Below are 14646 nucleotides of genomic sequence, written 5' to 3'. Positions count from 1 at the left end.
CCGCCCGCACCTCGCTGCTGTGGCGCCCGCTCCCGCCGATAGGGCGGGGTTTTTGGGCCCCTTCTTCCGACGGTCCTCGCAGCCGCGGATACGTGGGGACTGGCCGCGAGACCACTGAGCGCAGGGCCTGTCCGCCGGAGTCATCGACGGGGCCCTGGCCGGCCGTCCTGCGGTGTTCCGTCCGGTGCTCATGTCCAGGCCGTGCCGCCCGCGCGCAGCTCTGTCCGATGTCGGTGGATTCACGTGGAGAGGTAGCCCGGCAGTATGGACTGAGCCACCAGTTACGCAGCATCGAGGGCATCCGATAGGGCCAGCAGCAATGAGCCAGGGAGTGTCAGTGCCCAAGCACCAGCAGCGCCAGATCACTGACAAGCAGTTCCACGACGCGGCACTGATCTGGAACTACCACCAGATGGGGCACCGACCGCGCCCCTGCTCGGCGGCGATCGGACTGGGCAGCCACGATCTGGGCGTGGCCACCGCGGCAGCCGACCTCTACCGCGCCGGCCTTTTCCCCGTCCTGGTCTTCAGCGGCGGCAACAGCCCCACCACCCGCGCCCGCTTCCCGCGCGGCGAGGCCGTCCACTACCGCGAGCATGCCCTGAGCCTGGGCGTGCCAGGCGAGGTGATCCTGGTCGAGCCGAACGCGGCGAACACCGGCCAGAACATCACCTTCTCCCGCGAACTGCTGGCCGAAGCCGGCGTTCAGGTCGAGTCGCTGTTGCTGATCTCCAAGCCCTATATGGAGCGCCGCTCGTACGCAACGTGCCGCAAGCTGTGGCCCGAGGTGCACGTCGTCTGCGCCTCCGAGCCGCTGGAACTGGATGACTACATCAAATCCATCGGCGACGAGAAGCTCGTCGTCGACATGCTCGTCGGTGACCTGCAACGGGTGATCGAGTACCCGAAGCTCGGCTTCGCCGTCGAGCAGGAGGTACCAAGGGACGTCTATGACGCCTACGAGCGCCTTCTGCGCGCCGGATTCGACAGCCGCCTCATCAACAGCTGATACGGCGCACCCTCGGGCAGCCTGGCGGGATATGCGCCATCCATCAACCCAACCTCTTCCCGCGGCTGTCCACGCTGGCCAAGCTCTACGCCGCCGACCGGTGGATCGTCCTGGACGACGTCAAATTCGCCCGACGGGACTACCAGCACCGCGCCCGGCTTGCCGTCCTCGCCGACCCGGCACGGCAACAATGGCTCACCCTTCCCACACACCTGCCGCACGGGCGTCAGACACTGATCAAAGACGCCCGGCTCGCTGACCTCCGCCGTTCAATGACTGCCGTTCCAGGGCCGAGTTCCTGGGAACGGCAAGCTGATCAACAACTATTGCTTGCGCAGGCGACTTACAGATCTGTCCAGGGGCGGGGCTTGTCGCCGGCCAACGGTATCCACACGGCTTGGGCGGGGCCGTGTTGCTCGAGGTCTTCCAGTACGGCGGCTCCGAGTCGGGCTTCGCGGGCGAGGGCCGCTACGAGTGGGTGGTGGGCCACCATCGCCTGCAGATCGTTCATCCGATTCTCCAGCCGGGTCCGGGAGGCGCCGGTGAGCACGAAGAGCACGCGGGGGAAGACCGGATACCAGCGCAGCCAGGCAGGACCGGGGGTGCCGTGCGGCTTGCGGCGGCCGACGGGCTGGGTCTCGTGCTGGAACAGGCGGGCGTATTCGATCAGTTTCGCGGCCAGCCGTTCGCTGCTCATGGTGCTGCGGTCGACTTCGACGAAGGCGCGCAGCTTTCGTCGGTGTTCGCTCTCGACGGCGGTGTAGTACATGAGGGCGTCGGCGACGATCCGCTCGCCTTCGCCGATGGAGTGGGACACCTCGGGGGTCCAGTCCCAGGGGCCGTGCTCGTGACCGAGCCGGCGGGCGTCTTGGGCGAAGGCGAGGTGGGCGCGTACGACGGCGAGCGTGTGCGGGGTCTTCAGCGACGCTGCCATGGTCGAGGTGATGGGGTAGGGCGGCCGCCCCCGCAGGACGGGCAGGTCGCGGGTCAGCCGCGCGCCTTCCTGCGTGAGGTACCAGGCCTTGGTACGCGTGCGGTTCGCGTCCGGCAGCACCGTGCAGTCGACGAAGCCGTCGGAGCGCAGCCTGTTCAGAACGCGGGACATCAGCTGCCGCGTGCCGTCCGGGCGCAGCATCCGGCGCAACTGGCTGGTGGTGGCGATGCGGTGCTGGGCGAGCGCTGCCAGTGTCTGGTGGGCCAGGGGCTCAGCGGGGCTGGGGGCCAGTTTTGTCGCCGGAGTGCTCCGTGCGGCGCTGCTCATGGCGGTGCTTCCTTCCGCGGCCTGGCGGTCTTCGAAACGGAAACCTTCGGTTGCTGCTGAGGAAACCCGCCGGCCCCGACCAGACCCCCGACCATGAAGCCCCGACCATGGTCACGAAGCCGAAACAGCCGCGCGGTTAGCGCCGTGACCGACATCCATGGCCCCGACCACGGGCCGCACCCGCGCCAGGGCAGCTTGTGCTTGCGGGGGAGTTCGTCACTACCTCGGCAAGGGGCCGCCGGCGAACCAGGGAGAGGGCGGCCCTGCGAGAAGTTCGGCGATGGCCGGTCCGCAGCAGCCGGGCTGCTGCGGGGCGTGGTGGCGAGCCACGCCATGCTGGCCATCGTGCGGCACCCGGCCCGCAAGGGACCAACGACCCGTAACCGGATGCCGCGTCTATGGGGCAGTGGTCGAAGGCGCCCTCACCGCCGGTTTCTGCCTCGGGGCTTGGCGGCCTGCTCAAGGATCCGCCGGCGCGTCCACCGCCGGCGCCCGCCCTTTTCCGTGAGGGCGTCGGGGGTTTCAAGCTAGGGCAGGTTGCCCTGCGACAGGCTGCTGGAGAAGGAGTTGACGCTCTTGAACCCCAGCAGTGCCCGCATGAACTCCAGGATGCAAGTCCGGCTGCCCACAGGTGTGCTGCGCAGCCTCCGCCTCAACACCACCTCGGACCCGTGGCGCGAGTTGGAGCAGGCCCGATGGCTGCGTACGACCTCCGGGAACGCAGCCAACCAGATCGCCGCTGAACTGCTCGATGTCACAGTGCTGGGCCAAGCCCCAGCCCGCCCCGACCGAAGACATGCCTCGGACTGGGCACTGCGCGCAGGCTCCTCCTGTGCAGCAGGGGCGATCGGAGCGCTGCCTCAACTGGCAAGCGTGTACCTCGCAGCGCACACGGACCCGGAATCCAGCAGCGGCCTGGGCGAACTCGACCAGATGGCGCGCGCCTGCGGTACCCAGCCTGCGGAACTGCCGGCCACGCTTGACCGACTGGTGGCAACAGGACTGCTGGGATCATGGCAGGCCTGCACGGACTCGGGAGATCTGCAGTGGACCCTCGTACGCGGCACGGGAATCAACGGGCGGACCAGAGCAGCTCGGCAGCGATCTATCCGGTGGACGACGCCGAAGCCCGCCTGGCCTGTGTAGCCGTGACCGGTACACGCTGGCGCCTGGACCTCGCACTGGCTGGATCTTGCTGCCCTCCCTTGGGATCGACGCGCTGGCGCCGGCGAAGCGGTTCCCGCGGATCAACCGGCCGTGGACCAACCAGAAGTCGTTGTCCAGAACGGTGATCCGTTTGAGCGCGATCCGATCGGCGTGCATGCGCCGCTTCAAGCCATATCCAGCGAACATCGCATCCGCATTACCTGGTCATGGGGCCAGCTTGACCTGGTCATCCTAGGGTCGGAAGCCGCGACTGAAACGGGGTTCATAGATGGGCGACGGCAAGGTCCCCGGCAAGGTGCTGGACATCAAGACTGCCGACATCAAGGCGGCGGCGCCGGCCTTCCAGAAGGGCGCCACCGATCTGAGCAAGGCCCTGACCACTCTCATCAAGACCCTGGACGGCCTCGGCGAGCCCTGGGGCCACGATGAGCAGGGCAACCAGTTCGGCGGCGTCTACAAGCCGCACCAGAAGTCGATCGAGAGCGCGGCGGGCATCCTGGTGCTCGGGCTGACGAGCATTCACGAGGCCATGATGGACATGTCGGACGGGCACGTGGACAACGACAAGCTCGTCGCCGGCATGTTCAAGGAAGTGAAGACCGACAAGCAGAGCGACGGTGCCGGTGAGCGTTGAGGACAAGGCCCGCCACATCCTTCTCAAGATGGGCCTGTGGTGGCCGGAGGCTGACCCCGACAAGCTGCGGGACGCGGCGAAAGCGTGGCGCGCATTCGCCGATTCGGTGGACGACGTCCGCGCCCCTGTAAACCGCAGTGCATCCGGGATCATCCACAACAACACGGGTGAGTCGATCGAGGCGTTCCACAAGTTCTGGGACCGCTATTCCAAGGGCAAGGACGGCGGCTGGCTGAGCGACCTCGCGAAGTCCTCGCGGGACATGGCAGGCGCCTTGGACAAGTTCGCCGGCGCCATCGACGACGCGATCAACAAGCTGTGGACGCGGATAGCCATCGACGCGGTCGTGATCGCGGGCGGCATCACGCTGGCCATCATGACCGCGGGCATCGCCTCGGGGGCGGCGGCCGCTGCGGCGGACGCGGTCATCGAGTTCGGCGCCACCATAGGCGTCGGCGTCTCCGCCGTGGTGGCCGACATCATCGGAGGTGCCTTCGCCGGCGTCGCGTTCGGCGGCGTCGAGTCGGTCACCATCGACGCTGCCGTGGCCCAGCCGCTGCAGATGGCGGCCGGTCTGCAGCACGGCTTCAGCCTCGACGAGGTCAACAAGGCCGCCAAGGACGGCATGATCTTCGGCGGTGCACTGGGAGCGGGCGGCGGCCTGCTGAGGTCGAGCATGGAAGGCGGCCTCGCCGACACCACCCCGCTGCTGCTGCGCCCGCCATCGCTCCGCCCGGACCTCGTCGATCTGGGCCCAGCGGCCCGCAACGCCGACGGCACGCCGTGCGTGGGCGAGCCGATCGACGTGGCGACCGGCGCGATGCTGATGACGCAGACAGACCTGGCCCTGCCGGCCGCGCTGCCCTTCGAGTTCACACGCACCCACCTCTCCTCCTACCGGGGCGGCGTCTGCTTCGGCCCGACCTGGATCTCCACCCTGGACGAGTGCCTCCAGATCGACGGCGAGGGAGTCGTCTTCGCCGCGGCTGACGGCATGCGCCTGGTGTACCCGGTGCCGGAGCCGGGCGTGCCGACGATGCCGGTGAAGGGTGCCCGCTGGCCGCTGGAGTGGGACGGCAAGCCGGACGGCGCGATGACGGTCACCGACCCGTCGACGGGCGTGACCCGCACCTTCGCCGCACCCGTCCCCTCCCCGTCTTTCGGCGTGTTCCACCTTGCGCTGGACTCCTGGACCGACCGCAACGGCAACCGCATCGACGTCGAACGCGACGACGAAGGCATCCCGTTCGGCATCCGTCACTCAGGCGGCTACTACGTCGCCGTCGACACCAAGGGCCCACGCATCACAGCCCTCCGTCTGCTGGACGAACCGCCCTCTCGATACCACCCGGGCACCACGCCCGATGAGGGCACGGTCGTGATGCGTTACGGCTACGACGCCTCCGGAAACCTCACCGAGGTCATCAACTCCAGTGACGAGCCGCTGCGCTTCACCTATGACACCGAGGGACGCGTCAGCCGCTGGACCGACCGCAACGGCACCTGGTTCGGTTACGTCTACGACGACCGAGGCCGGGTTGTCCGCACCGAGGGCGTCGACGGCATTCTCTCGGGCACCCTGACCTACGACGACACCGCCCGTACCACGACGTACGCGGACTCGCAGGGTCATGTCTCGGTCCACCGGTACAACGCCGAGGGCCTGGTTGTGGAAGAGACGGACCCCCTTGGGCATGTCACCCATACGGATTGGGACGAGTACGGGGCCCGGCCGCTCGCAGTGACGGACCCACTGGGCCACACGACGCGATACACCTACGACGACGCCGGCAACCTAACAGGCGTGGTCCTCCCGGACGGCACGATGGCCCGGGCGGAGTACAACGCGTTCGGCTTGCCGACCGAGGTGGTCGAGCCGAGCGGAGCGATCTGGAGGCACACGTACGACGAGCGGGGCAACCGGCTGGCGACGGTCGACCCGCTAGGCGCCGAGACACAGTACGAGTACGACGATGCGGGCCGCCCGACGGCAGTCACGAACGCGCTGGGCCATACCCGCACCACGGCTTGGAACTCTGCCGGGCTCCCCATATCGGTTACCGACGAGCTCGGACACACCACCGTGCTCCGCCGCGACATCTTCGGGCGTATCACCGAGGTCACCGACCCGCTTGGCCATACAACGCGGACAGGCTGGACGATCGAAGGCAAGCCCGCCTGGCGTGAACTCCCCGACGGCACTCGCGAGGTGTGGACCTGGGATGGTGAGGGCAATCTCCTCACCCATACCGATCCTGCGGGAAACATCACCCAACACACTCCTGGCCTGTTCGACGTCCCGGCTACGCGCACGGATCCCGATGGCGCCCAGTATGAGTTCGCCTACGACACGGAACTGCGACTCGCGTCGGTCACCAACGCACAAGGGCTCAGCTGGACTTACACCTACGATGCGGCTGGCCACCTGACCGCAGAGACCGATTTCAACGGCCGTACCATCACCTACACCCACGATGAGGCAGGCCGTCTCACCGCTCGCACCAACGGTGCAAACGAGGCACTCCTCTACACTCGGGACACCCTGGGCCGAGTCGTTGAACAACGCACCGAGACCGGCGACGTCACGACATACGCGTACGACTCCAGCGGCAATCTAAGCCGCGCCGCCAATGCGGATGCCGAAGTACTACTGGAATACGACGCGTTGGGCCGCTTGCTGTCGGACACCGTCAACGGCCGCACCATGGCGTACGCGTATGATGCCCTGGGGCAGCGCACCCACCGCGTCACCCCCACCGGCCTGGCCACCGACTGGACGTATGACCCAGCGGGCCGCCTCGCCGAACTCCGCTCGGAGCACGGTTCGCTGGCCTTCACGTACGACGCCGCAGGGCGCGAGACCCAGCGCCGCATCGGCGACGGCGTGATCCTCACCCAAGCATGGGACGCCACCGACCGCCTCACCACTCAGACCCTGAGCGCCCCGTCCTCGCCCCAGACCGCGGAAGCCCTGCTCCAACACCGCAGCTACGCCTACCGCCCCGACGGCTACGTCACCGAGATCCGCGAACTCACCTCCGGCACCCGTCGCTTCGACCTCGACGCGGCCGGCCGGACCACAGCGGTCCATGCTCTCGGATGGTCCGAGACCTACGTGTACGACACCACGGGCAACCTCACGCACGCCACCGCTCCCGGCCACCCTGAGCCCGATGGGCGCTCCTTCAAAGGCACACTCCTGCGCACTGCGGGCCGCACCGCATACGAGCACGATCCCCAGGGACGGCTGGTCCGCAAGACTCGCAAACTACTCAACGGCCAGACTCACACCTGGACTTACACCTGGAACGCGGAAGACCGCCTCACTGCAGTAACCACTCCGGACGGAGAGTGCTGGCACTACAGCTATGACCCACTCGGCCGCCGCATCTCCAAACGCCGCGAGGCCACCGACGGCTGCTCAGCTTCGACAACTGACTTCAGCTGGGACGACACCCGGCTCGCAGAACAGACCGGAACCGATGGGCGGACCACCACCTGGGCCTACGCCCCAGGAACTCACCGCCCACTCACTCAGACCGATCACTGGTCTCGCCCGCGCACTCCGGGGACTTCCTTCCTAGCTCAGCTCGCCGAGGATACAAACGTGGATCGCAGCACGCGCTTCCACGCGACTGTCACCGATCTCGTAGGAACTCCTACCGAACTAGTCACCGTTGACGGCGAAGTGGCATGGCAGCGCCGCACCGCGCTATGGGGAACCGAGCTTCCCGCAGTGGCAGACAGCCAGACAGCAGTGGAATGCCCGCTCCGCTTCCCTGGGCAGTACGCCGATGCGGAAACCGGCCTGAACTACAATCACTTCCGCTACTACGATCCCGAGACCGCCCGATACATCAGCCCCGACCCCCTGGGCCTTGAACCCGCGCCCAACCACCACGCGTATGTGGCATCGCCTCTGTCGATATCAGATCCGCTCGGACTGAATCCCTGCGGCATAGCATCGGTGACGGGCCCCGCCGGGGAAACACTGCCTCTCCCCAAGGGTGCAACCGGGACACCAGTCAACACTGGAAAGGGCTGGGCTTATGATATTCCGGCAGGCACCAAGGGGCTCGATCCTAGGGTTACGCAGGTCCGAGTCATGGATCCGGTAACGACAGGAAAGTATCAGTACCCCAACGGATACGTGGTTTACATGAACAAGGCAGGACAGTCAGTCAATCCCCTAACCGGTCAGACGGTCAGCAAAGCTGACCCTTACAACCACATCAAGATTCCATGATCTCAGTGAACAGTCTCGTTGCAGCGAGGCGCGAACTCACGGCTCTCGTCGAGGCGGCCGCCCCGGATCCCCTGCGGGAGGTCGACACCCTGCAAGAAGCCCAGTTGCTCGATACCCGCGTGTGCCAGCTGACCTCGACGGCTGCGCTCCTCTTCGAACTGCGCACCTCGCTGCAATTCGACGCCGGAAACGCGGCACTACTTGTCGTGCGCGGACTGAGATCGTTCGGCTGGAAGTCTTCGGCACTACAAGTGCCTTTCGCAGCCCTGACAGTAGTATCCAGCCTGCCCGATCGAGCTACCGACTCATTTCGCGCAAGGTTCGAGTTCTTCCCGAACGCGCAACTTGACGTCGCAGGTACGCAGGCAGAGTTCTACGTTCTAGAAGTAGACGGGATCGGCGACGTTCCACCTGACTACACGGAGATGAGTCAGGAGCGCATCGAACGGGAATTGCCATCGTGGTCCTCCACGTGTAATCCGCTTCACATGTCGAGCGTGTAGCCCTGCCCGGTGCCACCATCCCCGCCCTGCTCTGGCAGCCACCAACCTCATGAATGATCTTGGAGTGGGCGCCGGGTATCTGCCACCCGCTCTGGGACCCGCGCAGGTTGCTGCGGTTCGTAGGCGGGCGGACGCATGAGTGACGCCTGACCGGGTTGCCGGGCGTCGCTGCGGCGAACTCACCGGGTTCGGCACCGTCAGCACTCCGATCACGTGCCGTGACGAGAGCGTGCTTCGGCACGGGCCGCAACTGCGGCCCGTGCCGAAGCACGCAGCGACCGTCGCGCGAGCCCGACCGCACACCCGACAGCCGCCGGGCCCGTCTCCAGCCATACCGGGTCCCCCATGACCGACAACCCGAGCCCGCTCCGCCGACCTGCGCCCGACCTCACACTCGCTTCCGCACGCCGCACCCCCCAGCTCACCGACGCCGACGACGTCGCCCGGCGCGCCGCCGACCACCCCGGCACCGAGCAGGCAGCACAGATCGCAGCCCTGCTCGTTACTCACCCTAGCCCCTTGCCGTGGACGGACACGACCGTCCGCAGTCACGCCCGATGGCTGTTGACCGCCGCCGGACACCTCCCCGCCAGCCAGCGGCCCGAAGCCGCCCTCAGCCAACTGCGCGAAGCTCTCATCACTGCGGGGGACGTCGACGCCTACCGGCTGGGCCAGAAAAACGAAACGGCCCAGCGTTGAGCAACACGTCGACGTTTCTTCCCGAGCGCCCGACCGTGCACGCCACCGGCGAGCGGTGGTGAACAGCCCCTGCCACCACAAGGAATGAACGGCGAGGCGCGTACGACGGTCCGGCAGACGGCGCACAGCACGGCCGGGACGATCCCTTCCGGCATCACGCCGGCCGTTCGGGCCCGAGATAGCGCACAGCCGGAAAACGCTCGGCGAGGCGCAGCACGACGGTGGCGTGTCCGTGGGCGGCGAGGTCGCGCCGGGCCTCCTCCATGTTCAGGATCTTGTCCATGGTGTAGAGCTCGGTGCAGGTGCCGAGGTCCATCTGGTGCTCGCCGAGCATGAAGAGCATCGACTGGTAGCCGACGGTCACACGGAACATCGAGCCGCTCACGTCGGCCAGCAGGTCAAGGTCCTCGGCACTGGCCACGCCCACGGACACGGTCTCGCCCCGCAGGACGATCTTCTCCCCGTCGAGCAGCGCGAGAACCTCCTTGACCATCTGTGCATCCCGTTTGCCGAAGTCGTCGGGGAGCGGGAAGAACTGGCTGGTGCGGGTCTGCAACCGTGCCAGATCGTCGAAGGCGTCGGCCCACAGCTGGGCCTCGCCGGCCTCCCAGCTGGCTGGCGTCATGCTCGTGGTGATCGGTGCCCGCATCCGGCCGGTGCCGGCTCCGGCGAAGCCGACCTCCAGGAAGTGTCCGGGGCGGCTGAGTGCGATCAGCCGGAGCACCGGCACCATGGCCTGCGGCAGGACCGACTCGGGCAGCTCGAAGGAGAACGTCAGCTTGGCGGAGTGATCACGGGGGGTGTAGCGCAGCAGCACTCGCAGTACTCCGGTGTCGTCGCGGCCGTGGAGCGTTCCGCCGTCCATGCCGGTGACCCGGTGCGTGAACGTCATGGGCAGGGAGACGAGCGGAACACCCGACGGCTGCTGGACGGCGACCTGCCCGCGCAGCGGCGATGTCACCTCCTGCCGGGGCGAGGTGATGCGCACGCCACTGACCACGAGCCGCTCCAGCCCCAGCCCGTGTGCGGCTCGAAAAGTCGTCGTCGCAGGTGGCAGCGGTGACGGTTCGTCGGCTGGGAGCATGCCCGGATGATCGTGTCCCTGTTGTACAAGGCGACCCGGAAGTTGCTCTCCCTGCCGTCGTTGCTGCTCCGCGGGGATGCGGCGAAAGACGCTGAGCTTCTCGTCCTGCGCCACGAGAACGCGGTGCTGCGCCGGCAGCTGGCCAGCCCGGTCCGCTACGAGCCAGTCGATCGGTTCTGGTTTGCTGCCTTGTCGGGGCTGATACCTCGGTGTCGCTGGCGCGAGGTCTTCCCGATCACTCCGGGCACCCTGCTCGGCTTGCATCGCCGATTCGTCGCCGCGAAGTGGGACTACAGCGCGCGCAGGCGCACCGGTCGGCCGCCGACCGCCACGGCCCTCAAGAGCCTCGTACTGCGACTTGCCGGCGAGAATCCACGATGGGGCCACAGGCGGATCCAAGGAGAGTTGGCTCGGCTTGGGCACCGGATCGCAGCCTCGACGGTGTGGGAGATTCTCCACGCAGCAGGCATCGACCCCGCGCCGCGTCGTTCCGGTCCGACCTGGCGTGAGTTCCTCACCGCCCAGGCCGAAGGCATCATCGCGGCGGACTTCTTCCACATCGACACCGCGCTCGGCAGGCGGCTCTATGCGCTGGCCTTCCTCGAGCACGACACCCGGCGCCTGCGCATCACCGGCGTCACCGCCCATCCGACGCGGGAGTGGACGGTGCAGCAGGCGAGGAATCTCGCCGCCGACCTCGGGATACGCATGGAGTCCCTGCGGTTTCTGCTGCGCGATCGAGACGGCAAGTACGGCGCGGCGTTCGACGCCGTCTTCGAGGCAGAGGAACTGGACGTGATCAAGAGTGCACCGCGGGCGCCTCGGATGAACGCCCACTGCGAGCGCGTCATCGGCAGCTTCCGCCGCGAGGTACTCGACCACATACTCGTCATGGGAGAGGCGCATGCCCGGCAGGTGCTTGCGGCCTACCAGAGGCACCACAACGAGCATCGGCCCCACCAGGCGCGCAACCAGCTACCACCCGATGCCCAGAAACAGCCCACCGCGATAGACAGCGGCGCCCACAAGCTGCTGCACACCCGGATCCTCGGTGGCCTCATCAACGAGTACAGATACGCCGCGTGACCTGCGGCGACGACTTTTCGAGCGGCACAGGCTTGCGGCTGTTGTCGGGCGGTGGTGTCGTGGTGTCGCTTGCCGCCTCCGGGTCGGCTGCGGGCAGGCGCTGCTGGAGGGTGTGACGCGCGCTGGGGCAGGGCGCCGGCCCAGCTGGCGGTTGCAGATCGTCCTTGAGGCGATCCGCATACAGGTTTGTCTTTGAGCGCGCAGTGGGTCTGCGCTGCAAGGTCGCGCCGGACTCCCGTCGACTGATGGGCCCTGGCAACAGCGACATCTGCTCTGCCGGCTCCCGTCGAGTTTGTACCGGAGGGCTGGTGGTGACGCGATATGTCACCACCAGCCGGTCCTGCGCCATGGTTTGTGCTCCCAGCAGCCGGGTCCCCGGAATAGGTCTACCGGTCAGGTCGTGCGCAGTGCGTGGTCGCGGAACCAGGCGAGTGTTTCGAACAGCGTTGCTCGACTGTTTTCGTCTGCCAGCACGGTCAGGGGGAAGCGGGGGCGCAGGGCGAGTTTGCCGTAAGGGATGGTCACGCCGTCGATCCGGTTGAGTCGCTGCCGGAGTTCGTCGCGCAGGTGGGGGTCGGTGAACGGTTCGCGAGAGGCCAGGTGCTGGAAGACCACTTCCATGGCTCCGCCGCGCCCGGTTCCGGGGAAGATCGCAAGTGGCCAGATGGTGGCCTGGGTGGCAGAGCGGTCGAGGTTGAGGAAGGCACTGGTGTAGGTGTGTCCGGTGCCCAGTCCCACCCAGCCGCCGACCGCCTCCCAGAAGTCCAGGAGCTCGCGGACGGAGGCGACGAGGGGTTTCGGGTTGTCGGCTGCCAGCTGTTCGTGGAAGCGTTCCAGACGTTCCTGCCAGGCGGCCTGGGCGCCGGGTGAAAGGCTGGGGCGAGTGATCTCCTGTTCGGGCTCGTCCTGGCCGAGTAGTACCACCAGGTCTTCCGCGTCGAGCCGCTGGGCGGGCAGGGCGCTGTCGTTGGCGGCGAACTCCACGCCCTCGGCTTCCAGTAGTGCCCGCACGTCGCCGCGGTCGTGTCCATCGGCCCACTGGAAGCCCTCGACGATCCGCCCGTCGTAGGTGAGCACGCGGTGGGCGTTGAGCAAGCCGGGAGTGGCCAGGAGGTGCGTGCCGACCGCTCCGGCGCTGGAGCCGATGAGCGCGGCGAGGTCGCCGTAGGTGGTCCAGGTTCCATCCGGCAGGGCGGCGAGCGCCTGGTGCAACTGGCCCCAGTCACGGCCGCGTTCGACCCGGGATACGCCTTCCACCGGGGCGGGCCACAGGTCGATCACCCGGTCGGCGAGTTCGTCGGCGCGTGTGAGGATCTCGGTTGCCCCCCAGCGGTCGGTGCCGGCGATCCGCCGGTTCATCTCCAGATGGCTGGCGTGCAGCAGGTCTTTCTTGCGGTCGAAGGGATTGTTGGACAGCTGGGAGTTCACGGCGGTCAGGGTGAGGTTGCCCAGGGTGTGTACGAGGCGGGCGTGGAGTTCTTCCGGGGTCTCGCCGTCGGCGCAGTCCTGGGCCAGCGCGGCCAGCCACTCCGGTCCGGCGGACTGCGGCATCACGTGCTCGACGGTGAGCTTGGCCTGGGTGAAGTCGACCGGCTCGGGATGGTCGTAGCTCTGCTCAAGCCGCTGGAGGACGAATCTGCGCTGGTTGACCCGGCCGCGTTCGTAGAACCGGCCGGTCCGCGCGTGCAGGCGGACCTCATCGTCGGTGGGCCAGAACCGCCGGGGAGCGGACAGCAACTGCCGCAGGCCGTCGGCGGGGGAGAGGTCGACCGGCAGCTGGCCGGGTACCGCCTGGAAGATACGGTTGAGGTTGTTGGTGGGAATCCAGCACAGCATGCGCCGGACCAGGAAGCTCTCCACATAGGACAGGGCCCGCGCCACCTCGGCACTGTCGATGTTGCCCTTGGACCGTTCGTCCAGCATCAGCCTGACCACAGGGTGGGCCACGCTGGCCTGCCACTCCTGCAGCCTGTGCAGGTGTTCGCGCACGCTGCGGTCCTGCTCCCGCTCCGGGTGCAGAACGCGGGAGAAGTGCTCCGCGCGCCGGTGCAGTTCCTTGATGTAGGCGAGCACGGAGTCCTCGTCGGCGCCGACCTCCGCAAAGCGCTGCTGCTGCGCGGTGTACAGGTCCTGCCGACGCACCCGGTCATCTCCGTCGAGCACCAGCTGCAGCCACATCAGATGCTCGAGGTCCTCGTTGCTGAACGCCTCCTGCAGCGGCAGCCAGTAGGTGTCGTACACCTCCTGCCCGCGCTGCCGCAGCTTCATGAACAGGTAGTTGCGCAGCAGGTCGGCCTGGCTGAGCTTCAAGCCCGTGTTGTTCAGCGACTCGAAGATCCGGTGGACGTTGTCGTCCTTCTCCGCACTGACCGCCACCAGGGTCATCCGCGAGGCGATGGCCTGCTCGACGAGGGCGAGATCGTACGGATCGGCGGGGTCCTGAGCCGTGACCAGCCTGCTCCTGAAAAAGCGGTACGTCTCGCCGACCCGGCCACCGCCGCTGCCGGCGTGCGTGCCCCGGATGTACTCCGCGTAGTGCGCCCGGTCCGCCTGGGTCGGCAACAGCCGGAAGTAGTCCTCGCCCTGCTTGCGCTTGTTGATGAGGTACTCCTCATCGATGCGCTCGCGGGCTTCGGGGTCGGTGGCCGCCAGGTGGTCCCGCAGCGCGGTCAGCGCCAACGACAGCGTCGTGAGCCGCTGCTGGCCGTCCACGACGAGCCACCGAGGGAAGGTCGGCTCCGTCATCGGCGACGGCGCCAGCACCACCGAACCGAGGAAGTGCGTGGTGCCGTTCTTCCGCTCCGCCAACAGCCTCGCCTGGTCGAGGATGTCCCGCCACAACTGATCCAGCTGCCGCTCCGTCCAGGAGTACGTCCGCTGGTACAGCGGAATCTGGTACTGCTGAGCCCGGCCCTGCAGCAGATCAGCCAGGATCGTCTCGGACGCCTTCATTGTCC

At 67.4% G+C, this 14646-nt stretch carries 10 protein-coding genes and 1 pseudogene; 7 read left to right on the top strand and 4 right to left on the bottom strand.

Annotated features, from left to right (window positions below; all coding sequences use genetic code 11):
* Nucleotides 1–319: 319 nt before the first annotated feature.
* Nucleotides 320–1009 (top strand): YdcF family protein, encoded by a 690-nt coding sequence (locus tag ACQPXS_RS47345; protein ID WP_433456607.1) that lies wholly within the window; start codon nt 320–322, stop codon nt 1007–1009.
* A 29-nt stretch (nt 1010–1038) separates the two neighbouring features.
* Nucleotides 1039–1281, top strand: a pseudogene (locus ACQPXS_RS47340) (WbqC family protein); the annotation flags it as partial.
* Between the two features lie 71 nt (nt 1282–1352).
* On the opposite strand, the gene ACQPXS_RS47335 reads toward ACQPXS_RS47340, so the two are convergent.
* Nucleotides 1353–2270: a replication-relaxation family protein gene (locus ACQPXS_RS47335; RefSeq protein ID WP_433456605.1), complete on the bottom strand. Its 918-nt coding sequence runs from the start codon at nt 2268–2270 to the stop codon at nt 1353–1355.
* A gap of 1435 nt (nt 2271–3705) precedes the next feature.
* On the opposite strand from ACQPXS_RS47335, the gene ACQPXS_RS47330 reads away from it, so the two are divergent.
* The 4 genes from ACQPXS_RS47330 (at nt 3706) to ACQPXS_RS47315 (ending at nt 9519) form a co-directional block, all read left to right on the top strand.
* Nucleotides 3706–4071, top strand: coding sequence for a hypothetical protein (locus ACQPXS_RS47330; RefSeq protein WP_433456603.1), 366 nt, complete (start codon nt 3706–3708; stop codon nt 4069–4071).
* Nucleotides 4072–4099: 28 nt separating this feature from the next.
* Nucleotides 4100–8317 carry a DUF6531 domain-containing protein gene (locus ACQPXS_RS47325; protein ID WP_433456649.1) on the top strand — a complete coding sequence of 1406 codons (4218 nt, stop codon included), beginning with the start codon at nt 4100–4102 and terminating at the stop codon, nt 8315–8317.
* Nucleotides 8314–8820 (top strand): hypothetical protein, encoded by a 507-nt coding sequence (locus ACQPXS_RS47320; protein ID WP_433456601.1) that lies wholly within the window; start codon nt 8314–8316, stop codon nt 8818–8820. Before ACQPXS_RS47325 ends, ACQPXS_RS47320 begins: the two co-directional genes overlap by 4 nt.
* 345 nt (nt 8821–9165) lie before the next feature.
* On the top strand, nt 9166–9519 hold the full coding sequence (locus ACQPXS_RS47315; protein WP_433456599.1) for a hypothetical protein: 354 nt from the start codon (nt 9166–9168) through the stop codon (nt 9517–9519).
* Nucleotides 9520–9673: 154 nt separating this feature from the next.
* Here ACQPXS_RS47315 and ACQPXS_RS47310 read toward each other — a convergent pair whose 3' ends face one another.
* Entirely contained in the window at nt 9674–10603 is a 930-nt protein-coding gene (locus tag ACQPXS_RS47310) for a hypothetical protein (protein WP_433456597.1), read from the bottom strand.
* Between the two features lie 6 nt (nt 10604–10609).
* Here ACQPXS_RS47310 and ACQPXS_RS47305 point away from each other — a divergent pair, with 6 nt between their 5' ends.
* Complete coding sequence (locus ACQPXS_RS47305) at nt 10610–11689, top strand: integrase core domain-containing protein (RefSeq protein ID WP_433456595.1); 1080 nt, start codon at nt 10610–10612, stop codon at nt 11687–11689.
* Here ACQPXS_RS47305 and ACQPXS_RS47300 read toward each other — a convergent pair.
* Both ACQPXS_RS47300 and ACQPXS_RS47295 read right to left on the bottom strand, forming a co-directional pair.
* On the bottom strand, nt 11664–12038 hold the full coding sequence (locus ACQPXS_RS47300) for a hypothetical protein (RefSeq protein ID WP_433456593.1): 375 nt from the start codon (nt 12036–12038) through the stop codon (nt 11664–11666). The two genes, ACQPXS_RS47305 and ACQPXS_RS47300, sit on opposite strands and share 26 nt — an antisense overlap.
* Before the next feature lie 44 nt (nt 12039–12082).
* On the bottom strand, nt 12083–14641 hold the full coding sequence (locus tag ACQPXS_RS47295; protein WP_433456591.1) for a GmrSD restriction endonuclease domain-containing protein: 2559 nt from the start codon (nt 14639–14641) through the stop codon (nt 12083–12085).
* Nucleotides 14642–14646: the final 5 nt, after the last annotated feature.

The sequence above is a fragment of the Streptomyces sp. CA-142005 genome (assembly GCF_050942335.1).
In the GTDB taxonomy this organism is placed as follows: domain Bacteria; phylum Actinomycetota; class Actinomycetes; order Streptomycetales; family Streptomycetaceae; genus Streptomyces.
Note: the sequence above shows the minus strand (reverse complement) of the source record. Positions and strands in the feature narration are given on the sequence as shown.

Excerpts from the sequence above, each read along its gene's own strand:
- ACQPXS_RS47345 (WP_433456607.1), top strand. The coding sequence starts at position 320 with ATGAGCCAGGGAGTGTCAGTGCCCAAGCACCAGCAGCGCCAGATCACT.
- ACQPXS_RS47335 (WP_433456605.1), bottom strand. The coding sequence starts at position 2,270 with ATGAGCAGCGCCGCACGGAGCACTCCGGCGACAAAACTGGCCCCCAGC.
- ACQPXS_RS47330 (WP_433456603.1), top strand. The coding sequence starts at position 3,706 with ATGGGCGACGGCAAGGTCCCCGGCAAGGTGCTGGACATCAAGACTGCC.
- ACQPXS_RS47325 (WP_433456649.1), top strand. The coding sequence starts at position 4,100 with ATGGGCCTGTGGTGGCCGGAGGCTGACCCCGACAAGCTGCGGGACGCG.
- ACQPXS_RS47320 (WP_433456601.1), top strand. The coding sequence starts at position 8,314 with ATGATCTCAGTGAACAGTCTCGTTGCAGCGAGGCGCGAACTCACGGCT.
- ACQPXS_RS47315 (WP_433456599.1), top strand. The coding sequence starts at position 9,166 with ATGACCGACAACCCGAGCCCGCTCCGCCGACCTGCGCCCGACCTCACA.
- ACQPXS_RS47310 (WP_433456597.1), bottom strand. The coding sequence starts at position 10,603 with ATGCTCCCAGCCGACGAACCGTCACCGCTGCCACCTGCGACGACGACT.
- ACQPXS_RS47305 (WP_433456595.1), top strand. The coding sequence starts at position 10,610 with ATGATCGTGTCCCTGTTGTACAAGGCGACCCGGAAGTTGCTCTCCCTG.
- ACQPXS_RS47300 (WP_433456593.1), bottom strand. The coding sequence starts at position 12,038 with ATGGCGCAGGACCGGCTGGTGGTGACATATCGCGTCACCACCAGCCCT.
- ACQPXS_RS47295 (WP_433456591.1), bottom strand. The coding sequence starts at position 14,641 with ATGAAGGCGTCCGAGACGATCCTGGCTGATCTGCTGCAGGGCCGGGCT.